Source organism: Coleofasciculus sp. (assembly GCF_046565525.1).
GTDB lineage: Bacteria > Cyanobacteriota > Cyanobacteriia > Cyanobacteriales > Coleofasciculaceae > Coleofasciculus.
Genome location: NZ_JBKHUP010000038.1, coordinates 31547 through 44947, shown reverse-complemented (window position 1 = coordinate 44947; position 13401 = coordinate 31547). Strand labels below are relative to the sequence as shown.

At 45.4% G+C, this 13401-nt stretch carries 13 protein-coding genes; 7 read left to right on the top strand and 6 right to left on the bottom strand.

Annotated elements, in window-relative coordinates:
* Window positions 1–166 precede the first annotated feature (166 nt).
* Both ACLGGO_RS15340 and ACLGGO_RS15335 read right to left on the bottom strand, forming a co-directional pair.
* Window positions 167–352, bottom strand: a complete 186-nt coding sequence (locus ACLGGO_RS15340; protein ID WP_446337666.1) for a hypothetical protein — start codon at window positions 350–352, stop codon at window positions 167–169.
* Complete coding sequence (locus ACLGGO_RS15335) at window positions 349–1857, bottom strand: UbiD family decarboxylase (protein ID WP_446337667.1); 1509 nt, start codon at window positions 1855–1857, stop codon at window positions 349–351. The genes ACLGGO_RS15340 and ACLGGO_RS15335 overlap by 4 nt, the downstream gene beginning before the upstream one ends.
* Before the next feature lie 111 nt (window positions 1858–1968).
* Between ACLGGO_RS15335 and ACLGGO_RS15330 the strand changes: the two genes are divergently transcribed.
* The 4 genes from ACLGGO_RS15330 (at window position 1969) to ACLGGO_RS15315 (ending at window position 5575) form a co-directional block, all read left to right on the top strand.
* A complete protein-coding gene (locus ACLGGO_RS15330) occupies window positions 1969–3648 on the top strand; it encodes an NYN domain-containing protein (protein WP_446419945.1) in 1680 nt (559 codons plus the stop codon).
* 143 nt (window positions 3649–3791) lie between these two features.
* Window positions 3792–4442 carry a MotA/TolQ/ExbB proton channel family protein gene (locus tag ACLGGO_RS15325; protein ID WP_446419944.1) on the top strand — a complete coding sequence of 217 codons (651 nt, stop codon included), beginning with the start codon at window positions 3792–3794 and terminating at the stop codon, window positions 4440–4442.
* 170 nt (window positions 4443–4612) lie between these two features.
* Window positions 4613–5035, top strand: a complete 423-nt coding sequence (locus ACLGGO_RS15320) for an ExbD/TolR family protein (RefSeq protein ID WP_446419943.1) — start codon at window positions 4613–4615, stop codon at window positions 5033–5035.
* A gap of 123 nt (window positions 5036–5158) precedes the next feature.
* On the top strand, window positions 5159–5575 hold the full coding sequence (locus ACLGGO_RS15315; RefSeq protein ID WP_446337671.1) for an ExbD/TolR family protein: 417 nt from the start codon (window positions 5159–5161) through the stop codon (window positions 5573–5575).
* Between the two features lie 12 nt (window positions 5576–5587).
* On the opposite strand, the gene ACLGGO_RS15310 is transcribed toward ACLGGO_RS15315, so the two are convergent.
* Window positions 5588–6847, bottom strand: coding sequence for a hypothetical protein (locus ACLGGO_RS15310; protein WP_446419942.1), 1260 nt, complete (start codon window positions 6845–6847; stop codon window positions 5588–5590).
* Between the two features lie 266 nt (window positions 6848–7113).
* Window positions 7114–7860, bottom strand: a complete 747-nt coding sequence (gene trmD, locus ACLGGO_RS15305) for a tRNA (guanosine(37)-N1)-methyltransferase TrmD (RefSeq protein ID WP_446419941.1) — start codon at window positions 7858–7860, stop codon at window positions 7114–7116.
* Between the two features lie 75 nt (window positions 7861–7935).
* On the opposite strand from trmD, the gene ACLGGO_RS15300 reads away from it, so the two are divergent.
* The 3 genes from ACLGGO_RS15300 (at window position 7936) to cphA (ending at window position 12121) form a co-directional block, all read left to right on the top strand.
* Complete coding sequence (locus ACLGGO_RS15300; protein ID WP_446419940.1) at window positions 7936–8088, top strand: hypothetical protein; 153 nt, start codon at window positions 7936–7938, stop codon at window positions 8086–8088.
* A gap of 131 nt (window positions 8089–8219) precedes the next feature.
* A complete protein-coding gene (locus tag ACLGGO_RS15295) occupies window positions 8220–9071 on the top strand; it encodes a cyanophycinase (protein WP_446419960.1) in 852 nt (283 codons plus the stop codon).
* A gap of 368 nt (window positions 9072–9439) precedes the next feature.
* Window positions 9440–12121, top strand: coding sequence for a cyanophycin synthetase (cphA, locus tag ACLGGO_RS15290; RefSeq protein ID WP_446419939.1), 2682 nt, complete (start codon window positions 9440–9442; stop codon window positions 12119–12121).
* Window positions 12122–12207: 86 nt separating this feature from the next.
* Here the strand turns inward: cphA and ACLGGO_RS15285 are convergent, their stop codons facing one another.
* Together ACLGGO_RS15285 and ACLGGO_RS15280 are read right to left on the bottom strand one after the other, a co-directional pair.
* On the bottom strand, window positions 12208–12408 hold the full coding sequence (locus ACLGGO_RS15285) for a hypothetical protein (protein ID WP_446419938.1): 201 nt from the start codon (window positions 12406–12408) through the stop codon (window positions 12208–12210).
* Between the two features lie 98 nt (window positions 12409–12506).
* Entirely contained in the window at window positions 12507–13064 is a 558-nt protein-coding gene (locus tag ACLGGO_RS15280) for a hypothetical protein (protein WP_446419937.1), read from the bottom strand.
* Between the last annotated feature and the right edge of the window lie 337 nt (window positions 13065–13401).

Here is a 13401-nt window from a genome sequence, read left to right as displayed (position 1 = left end):
GTTGTGTATAGTCTTACTTGTAAGTTTTGAGGGGTGTAGGGGCGAGTTTCACTACTATCGTCTCTTTTTGACCCAGATGCAACTAAACCCGCCCCGATTAATCCTTCGCTTCGCTCTAAGACATGGCGCGTGACCCTTCACTTCGCGCATAGGGCATGGTTTTGACTTAAATTTGCCTTTCTTTTACTAACTCCTGGGCTGTATTGGCGAGTTTTCTGGCTAAGGTAGAATCCCCTTGTTTGTCAGCAATAACTGCCATGGCTTGTAGAACCTCCGCATTCGTAACGCCGCGTTCCTGCATTCCTTTGACTTCGTTCTCAACGTCTTGGGCAGAAGGTATAAATTTGTTCACCGCATATCATAGCCAAATAGATTCGGATTAACGTCTCCCAATTCCAAATCATCTAAGCCATACTCGACCCAGCGCCGATCCACCATAGCGGCGACATCAGCGTCTGATTCCAATGGTGCACCCCATTCATGTTCAGTTTCGGGAGGAATTTTAGTCGTTGCATCAATCCCCATGCGTCCGCCTAAGCCAATCTTTTCACTGGCAAAATCTAAGCTATCAAAGGGCGTATTGGGCAGAATAAATACATCTCGCGTGGGGTCTACTTTGGAACTAATTGCCCACACCACTTGACGCGGATCACGGATATTAATATCTTTATCCACAACAATCACAAATTTGGTGTAAGTAAATTGGGGTAAAGCACTCCAAAACGCTAAAGCTGCCCGTCTAGCTTGTCCAGGATAGGCTTTATCAATGGAAATAATCGCGGCTTTGTAACTGAGGGCTTCCATGGGGAGGAAGAAGTCCACAATCTCGGATACCTGTTGTCGTAAAATTGGCGTATAAATCCGATTGAGTGCGATCGCCATCATCGCTTCTTCCTTCGGGGGACGCCCACTGAAGGTGGTGAGATAGATTGGGTTTTGGCGATGAGTCATGCAGTGGAAGTGAACCACCGGGGAATCTTCGACGCCGCCGTAATATCCCATGTGATCGCCAAAGGGTCCATCGGGTAATACTTCCCCCGGTGTGATCGTCCCTTCGAGGACAAACTCTGAGTCGGCGGGGACTTGTAAATCTAGCGTCTTGCACTTTGCCAGTGGCACCCCGGAACCGCCGTAGAGTCCAGCAAACAACCATTCGGAAAGGTCTACGGGAATCGGGGTGGCGGCTGCCATAATGATTAAGGGGTCAACCCCTAGCGCGATCGCAATTTCTAGTTTCTTGCCATTCTGCGCCGCTTTGCGTAGGTGTCTCGCCCCACCTCGTACTGATAACCAATGGACACTCATGGTATTACCCGATTGCAGTTGTAGACGGTATACACCCACATTTGGGATACCCGTTTCACAATCTTTGGTAATCACCAACCCCAAGGTAATAATTTTTCCCGCATCCCCTGGATAGGGACGAATTAGGGGCAGTTTATTTAAATCCAGGGCGTCTCCTTCCACCACCACTTGCTGACAGGCGGGGAAAAAATCTCGTCCCGGTTTGGCTTTGACGACATCAAATAAAATCTTGCCAAACTCCACCGCCTGGGAAATTTTCTTCGGCGGTTTTGGCTGTTGTAGCATTCCCAGCTTTTTCCCCAGTGTTTCCAACTCCTGGGGATGTTCCATCTTCATCGCCCAACACACCCGTTCCTCGGTTCCCATCAGGTTGATGGCGACGGGAAATGATGAACCTTTGACATTCTCAAACAGCAAGCCAGGTCCGCCTGCCTGTAGCATCCGATTGGATATCTCGGCAATTTCTAAATCCGGGTCAACCAACGCCTTAATCCGGCGCAACTGTCCCCGTTCCTCTAAAAGCTGAATGAATGCCCGCAGATCTCTCGCCATAGTTAAGATGTGTAAAGCTTTTTCTTTCTTTTATTATGGACGCATACGCTATCCTCTGTGCGATTTCGTGATATGTCTGATCCGTCCAGCGTGCCATTGGGAACTGATACAGTGACTATTGATCAAATTTGCGATCGCGTTTACCAAATCGTCCTGGATATCCAACAGCAGCATCCGGAACTCCTCAAAGAAAAGTACAGGACTACTCCTTGGCATACCCCGCACAATCAATCTGTCTTCATCAAGAAATTAAAAGCTAGACTGACTCAAGCTGAGGACGAGGAAGCCAAACTGATAAACATACGGCGTTTCCTAGAAATTTTACTCCTTCCCAGCTATTTTACACAACCCAGTTTTGGTGAATTGACTCAAACTCTACAGTCCTCAATTCCCCCACATTCCCCATCGCCGTCGCCGGAATTGGTCAGTTCAGATAGTTCGGAAGCTGTACCTTCTCCGGCTTCAGTGACCAATAATTCCCCAGGTATTGCCATTCTTTTACTAGACGCCGAGAACCTACAACTGGATATTGAAACTGAAAAATTTCTAGCAAAACTCTGTACCTATCCGATTCAAATTAAAGTCGCCTTTGCCAATTGGCGCAGCCTCGGCAAAAAAGACGCAGAATTCCACAGTCGTGGGTATGAACTGATTCACGTTCCACCAGGGAAAGATAGTGCCGATGTGAAAATGGCAACGGTGGGATCGTCAATCTTTATCCATTATCCCAATGCTAGGGAAATATTAGTTTGCTCCTCGGATGGAGTGATGACTCATCTTTATAATACACTTCGGACTCATGGCTTTACTGTTTATTTAGTTCGCAAACAAGGGGATACGATCACCGTTTTAAATAGTGATACGAACCAGACTCAAAGACATTGCCTGAGTCCGCCACCTGAAATTCCGGGTCTGGAAAAATTTATTGAGCAAATCAAAGCGATTATTAGACTTGAACAAACTCGCACCGGAAATCAGTGGGTTAAACTGTCTAAGATTTCTAGTTTATTTCGCCGCCAGTACCAGACAACAATAAGTTGCTTGGTTTCATACCACTGTCCTGGTAAAACGGTTCCAGATTTTTTTCTTGATTACCCGAATGAGTTTGTCTTACACAACTTACCGGAACAGTCAGGGTTGTATGTAACGTTGTTTGAAATGGATTCTTCAGTTATCGCTCCTAATCCGAGTGCCTCGACCGAATCTTTAGATTTAAATAGTTCTTTAAATACAACGATTAAATCCAAGGTTGAGTTAGAACAAAAATTAGTTAAAATAGTCAAAAGACTCATGACTGATTCTGGTCAAACCTCTGTTCCCATTTCCAATGTTGGTAGTGAATTTCGTAAACAGTATAAACAATCCATTACTCAGGTGCTTAAAGACTTGAGTAATGGCGATAAATTTATAAGCTTTTTGCAAAAATCCTCATTACTTAAGCTCAATAAATCTGGGAAATCTCATGAAGTTACAACTTGTAATCTAGCTGAACCAAAAACCGGAAAATCAATTAACTCCACTCAAATATCTATAAGTTCAGTCAAAGAATTAGAGAAGATTATCAAAGGAATAATTGAAACCCTAATTCAGGTATCTGGAACTAAGGATATAGCCGTCAATGACGTAAAGAAAGAGTTTCAGAATCAGTACCAAATGACAGCCGATGCTTGTGTGAAAAAGTTTGAACCAAAGTCGAGTCTGATTAAGTTTTTACGCAACCGTCCAACTATGTTCAATATGGCTTTAATTGACCAGGACTATCGAGTCGCGATCGCAAAAGAGTTAAACTGAAGATAAATCCCATTTTCCTACCCCATCTCCAATGTCTTCAAGAAGTCGGAGATCTAGTTCCTTACCTGTTGGACAATAGGTCTGTCGCGTTATAGTATAAAAGTTACCAGGGTTAATTTTGCGAAATTAGTCTGAGATTTCCAATGACAAGAGTCTATGATTTATTAATCCAAGGCGGTTTAGTAATGCTGCCCATTCTGGGATTATCTATATTAACGATATCCTGTGGGCTAGATCGTGCTTGGTTTTGGTTTCGATTATTAAGCCAAGAAGCTACCCTGGTGAACGATGTGCTAGCGGCGGCACAGTCTAATTTAGAACAGGCTAGAGACATAGCTGAATCGGCTCAAAACTTGCCCATTGGTCGCTTTCTCTATGCACCTCTCAAGCTGAAACAGCCAACACCAGAAACCTTTCGTTTAGCAATGGAAGCCGCTGGTGATAAAGAATTCATCAAAATGCGAAAAGGTGAAAAACTCCTGGAAACTATTGTGGCTGTTGCCCCTTTACTTGGTCTATTAGGAACAGTTACGGGTTTAATTAGTACATTCAATAACCTGAAAATTGGTGGGGGTGGAACAACAGTTGAGGCGACAAAAGTAGCTGGAGGTATCGGTGAAGCGCTAATTACCACAGCAGCGGGTATGATTGTGGCAATTATTGCGCTTTTAGTTCTCCGAACTATCGTCACTTTACACTCTCAGCAAATGGATTACTTTGCGGAAGTTGGGAGTGAGTTAGAACTTATTTATCGCCAGGTTTGGTACGAACCAACCCTCGCCAACCGTTCGTAGTTGCGCTGTCTTCTATAAATGCTGAAATTGCTAACTATAAACCTTTAAGTCAGTAAAATTATGAAATGATGGAATAGATTCTACATGGCTTTGGGTGCAAGCATTTCCCTAGCTTGGGAGAAGCGTTTAAGTAATTTTTGCAATGATAGGCTTCAAAAAATCTAGGATTCATGCACTTTAGAAACAAGTCAAAAAACTCACCAATCCCCGAAGTTAATCTGATTCCTTTAATGGATGTGATGATGTCAGTGCTAACCTTTTTTATTATCACATCAATGAGTTATACAGGTCAGCGCTTAGGGGACATTAATCTACCTGGTTTACCTGGTACGGGAACCGCTAGTGGCGAGTCAAATACTCGCAACACTCTAGTCATTGGCTTGAATCGCCAAGGCGAGATTTTACTAGATAATCAAGTTATTACTATTAATCAGGTGTCTGAAAGAATCCAGTCATACCTAGAACAAAATCAAAATGCTACAGTCGTTTTAAAAGCAGACCGAGATTTACCGTATGAAGATGTCCAAAAACTGTTAAAAGAAATGACAATAATTGGTGGCGATCGCGTTTCCCTAGCAATTGAGCGTCGTTAAAATGAACAATCTGTAGGGGTGACCCGCCTGCATCAACTTAAAACACCATTCTACTCAATTATAATGGGTTACCATAGTCTCAATTATCTGTCCCATAATCATGTTTATTTAAATCGTTAAACAATGCGTTTTAGAACCCAGCGAACTCAATCATCTATACCATCCATTCAGTTAATTCCTATGCTTAATGTGATCATGGGAGTTCTAGCTTTTTTCGTGATGACTTCCATGATGTTAACCACTCAAGAAGGCGTCAATGTTCAACTCCCTAATAATGAAAATAATCCAACTCAGCCGCAGGAAAATCCCGCTCCTTTAATTGTACAATTGAAGTCCCCAGGACAACTGGTCATCAGTAATCAATCGGTCAGCCAAGAGCAATTGTTTGAGCAAATGCAAACCTATTTATCTCAAAATCCTCAAGGGGCTGTCTTCTTACAAGCCGACAGTCAATTGCCCTACGAGCAAGTGATTCAGCTATTAGCTCAAATGCGGAATGTGGGAGGCGATCGCGTTTCCTTGGCTATTGAGAGTAATTGAGTATCTTGTTTTCTACTGGCGAGGATCATCTTCAGCTAAAATAATCACTGTGATCAAATTTTCTTTTTCATCTTTTGCAGGTGTCAAAATCAGATAACGTTCAAATCTATCCTTCTTTATTTTGTAAAGAGTTCCTCCGCCATACTCGCCATCTCCCGTTGGCGATAACGGCTCAAATTCTAAACTTTGCAGTTGTTCATTCAAGGTATTAGCAAGTTCTTGGGGGGATATCGGATGATCTGCTGTTGTTTTTCGTGCTATTGTGAAATCAAAAATTGCTCTTTTAAACTTATCGGCTTCAATAAGAGTATTTAAGTCATCTTCTACATTGAAATCTTTGAGTTTATATTGTAGTTTTAGAGTTTCAATAGCAGTACTTAAAGATGCCATAACTAAAAATTCAGCTCTATCTTCTGTTTTATTTTTGACTAATTCTTTTAGATCATAACTTTCGGATTCTAAATAAATAGAAGTTTTACTGTCTTTGTGAATTAAATGCAAATACTTAGTTTCATTGCCTTTCGTATTTGACACTTCATAAACTCTAAAATTACCCTCATTTTTTAGAGGTTTGGGTTGCTGAAAATCTTGATTAGGCAATAGTTCCTTCTCAAACTTAGACGCTACTTTTTCCAAGTCCTCTTCTATATGCCATATATACGTTGCTTCATCAAACTCTGGTCTAAGTACACCACCAGAGCCTTTCTCTGCCCCTGGATAACGAGGAAATATTGCGAAAAAATTAACCTCTTTTTGGGCGGGTTGGGGTGGGGTATAGTTTTGATCAGACTCGTCTAATGTATCTGAAGTTTTGTCCTGATCAGTCTGAACAACATTTGATGTTTCAGAAGTTTGCTGTTTTTTTGTCTGAGACAATTTAGAACTAACAGACGGTTGGTTAATTGGCTGATTAGAAGACGGATTTGCCGGAGACTCCGGACGATTGATAATGATTTGAGAATTAGTCTGACGCCTCTGAGGAGTTTGGGCAAGAGTGACTGGACTCCTTTGAGGAGTGACTCTAGAAGTCGATTTCGGGGAGGGAGAGGATTTAGGAATGGAAGGAGAAGGTAATTTGGTAATTTTAACCGTTTCCTCTTTTTCAGGGTTCTCAGATTTTCTCAGATCATCGGAAATCGGTAGCATTAGCACAATACCGTGCAACACCAAGGAAATCAGCAACATGGGTCGCAACACTATCTGTGCAGGAGTTGATAAGTTTTTCAGCAACTCAGACGATTTCATAAAAGAAAGCACAGTTAAAAGCAGCAAGGATTTAATTCCAATCGAGTTTCATTGTGACACATCTGAAAGTAGAGACGCGGCAAAAAAACTCGTCTGTCAATAATTGGGTTAGTAGGGGCGGGTTTTACTATTATCTAGTGCAAAAAACTTCCCCGGTAAGTAAACCCGCCCTTTTCCTAAGTGTCATTCATAGAAGAATTGTCTTTCCCACCTTATCTTCCCTTGTTCCCAGAGAAGGGCGGGTTTAGTCAAGTTATCTGATATCGACAAAAGGTTATTGGTAAAACCCACCCCTACAACCGGGCTTCCCCTGTGTCTCTATCCCTTGTTGGATGAGAACTCGGTAGATTCTCAGTCTGCTTAACCCATTTGTCGTATAAATCAGGGCGACGTTCCCGGGTTCTGTGAATCTGTTGGTCTTTGCGCCACTGGTCAATTGCCTGATGATTGCCCGATAATAAAATCTCTGGGACTTGCCAACCGCGAAATTCAGCAGGGCGTGTCCACTGAGGATAATCCAATAATCCGGCTTCAAAACTTTCTGATTTGAGGGATTCCACCTTCCCCACGGTTCCGGGGCGTAATCTCACCACCCCATTAATCAGGGCGAGTGCGGGAATTTCACCGCAGGTTAAGACAAAATCCCCTAAGGACACCTCTTTCGTTACTAAATGTAAAACTCGTTCATCGACACCCTCATAATGCCCACAGATGATCACAATCTGGTCATAACCTGTCGCCAAATCCACCAACAGTGGCTGATTCAGGGGTTGTCCCTGGGGCGTCATCAGAATTACCTCTCGCCGAGGTAATATGGGCAACGACTCCACAGCCGCAAAAATCGGTTCGGGTTTCATTAACATCCCCACGCCACCCCCATAAGGTTCATCGTCAACCCGTCGGTGTTTATCCGTGGCAAAATCACGAGGATTGACCAGGTGCACTTGGGCGATTTGTTTGGTCAATGCCTTACCCAGCAGTCCTGACGCTAGGGGAGAGGAAAAGAAATCAGGAAACAGTGTTACAACATCAAAACGCACAAGGATTGGGTCGTTCTCAAGACAAAAAGGGTCAATCTTATATCATAGTATAAGTAATTATTGGTATAATTTGCCATGATGACTGGGAAACGCCAGACTTCCTCCGCACGGCTGAGTGCCGTGAGTAAGCGTTCTTCCGTGGCTAAACAATTAACGATTTCCATCGAGTCACCGCATTTAGGCGGCTGTAGAGTGCATCTGATGAAAGCCAAGCGCGATGGTGTTTAGTTGTGGTGAAGCTTACCAAGAACAACCTAAATCAGTAGTTGAGCTAGGGTCAAAATCATAATAAAGTAGACAGTCCTAGCCCTAGCGCGATACTCAAATATTGAACTCACCTTATGCTCGAACTCGACAGTATGCTGCAGTTAGACTCTCAATTCCAAGTGACGAAAATGCCTCAATCGACAAAAACCGCAATCATTGTTATTGGTGGTGCGGAAGACAAAGTTCATGGACGGGAGATCCTGCAAACCTTTTTTCGTCGATCGGGTTCAGGTGAGGCGAGAATTGCGATTATTCCATCCGCGTCGCGAGAACCAGCGCTTATTGGCGAGCGCTATCAGCGGATCTTTGAGGATATGGGGGCAAAGGAAATTAAAGTCCTTGATGTGCGCGATCGCGCTCAAGGTTCGGATGCTGAGCTACAAGAGTATGTGGAAACCTGTACGGGTGTATTCATGACTGGTGGGGATCAACTGCGCTTGTGCGGTTTGCTCTCCGATACCCCTTTAATGGAAAAAGTCCGTCAACGGGTACATTTAGGGGAGATTACCTTGGCAGGAACCAGTGCAGGTGCGGCGGTAATGGGTCATCACATGATCGCAGGCGGTGGGAGTGGTGAGTCGCCGAATCGCTCCTTAGTCGATATGGCAACGGGTTTAGGGATTATTCCTGAAGTGATCGTCGATCAGCATTTTCTGAATCGAAATCGCATCGCCCGCTTGATGAGTGCGATCGCCATGCACCCGGATCGCTTAGGGATTGGGATCGATGAAGATACTTGTATTATCTTCGAGCGAGATGGTTGGTTACAGGTCATGGGCAAAGGTACGGTGACGATTATTGATCCCACAGAAGTGTCTCACACCAATCAGGTGGATATTGACAGCACCGAACCCATTAGTCTGCATAACCTCCGGGTGCATATTTTTTGTCATGGCGATCGCTATCATGTCTATAAACGGGCATTAATGCCAGTCAACCCCTAAGACTCAATCCAACGGCTCCCAAGCAGGCTGAAATCGCCAATCGTCCCAGCAAAATGTTCATGATGAACAGTTTGATCCCTTTGAACAGTCGGAAACTAGATAAGATTTCCCATCCACTCAAAGCGGGTAAATCCCGTCTGGGCAAGAGTAAACGATTCCCCCCCTACTACGTGGAGGACTTCTGAGAACCGCGAAAAATGTTGACGAGAAAATGTAAGTAGCGATACTTGGACGCCTACGCCTTAATAGGCGAGATTCAGCGTAGGAGAATGTCACGTAATGTTACAGAAATTCCTAAAATAGATTTTGCACAGTTGCTAGTTTGTGTTTCCTTGCCGACGTTGTGAACCATCCCCGATTTCATCACTATGAGAATTCTAAAAATCCAGACGTTACGCGGTCCCAATTACTGGAGCATTCGACGCCAAAAACTCATTGTCATGCGTCTTGATTTGGAGGAACTCATTGATAAACCCTCCAATGTACTTCCGGGATTCTACAAGGGACTGGTGCAGGCGCTACCGAGCCTGGAAGGGCATTTCTGTTCTCCAGGTGTTCGAGGTGGGTTCTTAAGTCGGGTCAGGGAAGGCACGATGATGGGGCATATTATCGAACATCTGGCGCTCGAACTTCAGGAATTAGCGGGAATGCGCGTCGGGTTTGGTCGGACGCGGGAAACCGGGACAGCCGGAATTTATCAAGTCGTCTTTGAGTACATTGATGAACAGGCCGGTCGCTATGCAGCCAGAGCAGCCGTGCGCTTGTGTCAAAGTATTATCGATACCGGAACCTATCCCCAAGGTGAGTTAAACCAAGACATAAAAGACCTCACCGAACTCGCTCGCGATGCGGCATTAGGACCGAGTACAGAAGCCCTGGTCAAAGAAGCCGACGCCAGAGGCATCCCCTGGCTTCCCTTAAGTGCCAGAGCCATGATTCAGCTTGGCTACGGGGTGCATCAGAAGCGAATACAAGCCACCTTGAGTAATTACTCCGGAATTTTAGGGGTGGAATTAGCCTGTGATAAAGAAGGGACGAAGAAGATTTTGTTCGATGCGGGTGTTCCGGTTCCCCGAGGCACAACGGTGTGTTATTTAGACGAATTAGAGGGCGCGATAGAAGAGTTGGGGGGCTATCCGATTGTGATTAAACCCCTAGATGGTAATCATGGGCGTGGGATTACGATTGACATTCGCACCTGGGACGAAACGGAAAAAGCCTATGACCGCGCCAAGGATATCTCCCGTGCAGTGATTGTCGAGCGCTATTATCCCGGCTTTGACCACCGCGTCTTGGTGATTAACGGGAAAGTTGAAGCCGTCGCCCAGCGGATTCCAGCACGGGTAATTGGGGATGGTAAGTCTACGGTTGAAGAACTGATTGAACAGACGAACCGCGATCCCAATCGGGGAGATGGACATGATAACGTCCTGACGAAAATTGTCGTCGATCATACGAGTTTGAGTGTACTAGAACGTCAGGGTTACAGTTTAGATACAGTCCTCAAAGAAGATGAGGTTTGTTATTTACGGGCAACGGCTAATCTGAGTACGGGGGGTATTGCCATAGACTGCACGGACGATATCCACCCCGAAAACATTTGGTTAGCTGAGCGTGTGGCTAAAATTATTGGTCTGGATATTGCCGGGATTGATATTGTTACGCCCGATATTGCCAAACCCCTACGGGACATTGACGGCGTGGTTGTGGAAGTGAATGCAGCACCGGGATTCCGAATGCATGTTTGTCCCTCTCAAGGCTTACCGCGCAATGTCGCCGCTCCGGTGATGGATATGCTGTTTCCGCCCGGACAACAGAGTCGCGTTCCCATTCTGGCGGTTACAGGGACGAATGGTAAAACCACAACCACTCGCTTGCTTGCCCATATCTATAAGCAAACAGGTCATGTTGTGGGGTATACCACCACCGATGGGATCTACATTGGCGATCATCTGGTGGAAAAAGGAGACACCACCGGACCCCAAAGCGCTCAAGTGATTCTCAAAGATCCGACGGTTGAGGTGGCGGTATTGGAAACAGCACGAGGCGGGATTCTGCGATCGGGTTTAGCCTTTGATGCTTGTGATGTGGGCGTTGTGTTAAATGTCTCGGCGGATCATTTGGGAATTGGTGACATTGATACCCTCGACCAGATGGCGCATCTCAAGAGTGTGGTGGCTGAATCCGTGAGTCCATCTGGCTATGCCATTCTAAATGCCGAAGATCCCCTGGTTACAGCGATGGCACAGCGCGTCAAAGGGCATCTGGCATTTTTCTCCATGAATCCCGACAACGAGGTGGTGCAAGCTCACACCAGGCAGGGGGGTTTGGCGGCTGTGTATGAAAATGGCTATCTGTCATTAATCCGAGGTGAATGGACGCTGCGGATTGAGAAGGCGGAAAATATGCCTGTAACGATGAGAGGAATGGCACCGTTTCAAATTGCTAATGCTTTAGCCGCTAGTCTCGCCGCTTTTGCTCAAGGTGTTCCTATTGAGGCAATTCGTGACGCTTTAACCACATTCCGGGCGTCTGTGGCTCAGACACCGGGACGGATGAATTTATTTAACCTGGGTGATTATCATGCCTTGGTGGATTATGCCCATAATGCCGCTAGTTATGAAGCTGTGGGCGGCTTTGTCCGCAATTGGTCTGGGGAACGGGTTGGCGTCGTCGGTGGACCTGGCGATCGCCGGGATGAGGATTTCATTAACTTAGGACGACTCTCAGCACAAATTTTCGACCGGATCATTATTAAAGAAGATGCGGATCGACGGGGACGTCCTAGTGGTGACGCGGCGGAGTTGATTCGCAAGGGAATTTTGGCGCAAAATCAGGATAGCAATTATGAAATTATTCTTGATGAAACCGAGGCGATTAACACCGCGTTAGACGGAGTGGCGTCCGGTGGTTTGGTGGTGATTTTCCCGGAAAAGGTGAGTGGTACGATTCGCTTGATTGAGGAACGACGCCCTCTCCCAGAGAATGGGTATCAACCCATGGGTGATTCTCAAGTGGATTTAGAGCCATCGGTGGCGAACCCGATTTAAGGGGGTTGGGCAAGGAGATGCTGATGCGATCGCGGATTCCCCTTGCCCAGTTTTTGCGATCGCATCAGCACAAAAATACCCCAAGGTCAATCCCGTCTTAAATCTCCCCGATCGTCACTGGGATCATTGAGCATTTGCGGTGCTACGGCTGGATTGTTTACAGTTTCCTGGGCGTCGCGATCGGCAATATAACCGGGTTTCATCGCTAAATCCTTTGGGTCAACGGTTGGAGTTTGCTCTGGAGCCTTTTCCTGTTCCGGTGATGTGTTATTTGGGTCTGAACTCATTAGGTTGGGTAGAGCGATAGCGTTACCCAACAGGCTAACGATAGCTTTGGGTTTCGTTCCTAGAACCCAACCTACAAAGGTGATTTAGATTTAGCCAGTTAGGGGTTGTGCGTCACCGTGACGGGGAACTGCAGGAGCTTGGCGACCACTTGATCTGGCGCGCCTACAGGCGCGAGTTCAACAGGTTCTTGCAGCCGATAAACGTCACCCTGCGGTGGAAACTGTTTCAAGTTGTCGTTGAGTAGCTGGGCTGTCTTCGTGGTCGATAACACCAAGGGCGGACCGCCACCCGGTGGCTTCTCGATGGTTACAGTGAAATCCAGAAACATCGCCTGCCGGAAAGTCGGCGGCAGAGTCTTGGTGAGTTGAAGCAGGCTGAGCGGCGTCACGTCAATATCAGCCTGACTGATGGTAACTGTACCGAGAACATCACTATCAGCCGAGACCTCGTGACCGATCACCCTGAGCCGGACACCGCCGAGACCTTCACGGAGGTTCCCCTCTACTCGCACCGTGATCCCTCCTTTGAAGTTCAGCGTAACGAGTCCGAGGACGTTAACCTCCAAGGGGACGTTGGTCGCGTAGCAACTGCACGGAATCTCCACACCGATACTGGGCAATAAGCCACCTATACCGAGTACCATGACAATCTCCATTTAATTAGCTTCATTTGGGGATAATAACCGCACAGAGCAATTATTATTTTCCCCTGGTGAATTGTACCAGGTTTTAAAGTGAAAAATTAGGGTTTAAATAAATTTACTTTGATTGATTTTTATATAAAGAAATATTTAATAATTTTGACTTAAATGTGTGTTATGTGCTGCAAAATTTAACTCAGACCAAAATAATGTAAGTAAATTGAAAATATTTATTTTTGTTGAGTTTCTTATTTTTTTCTAAATAGGTCTTGCCAGAGATAAAAAATAAAAGTACGATTCATCCAGTCAAGCATTCTTAGTTCAAAGAGAAATTGTGTGCTATTTTTATCGT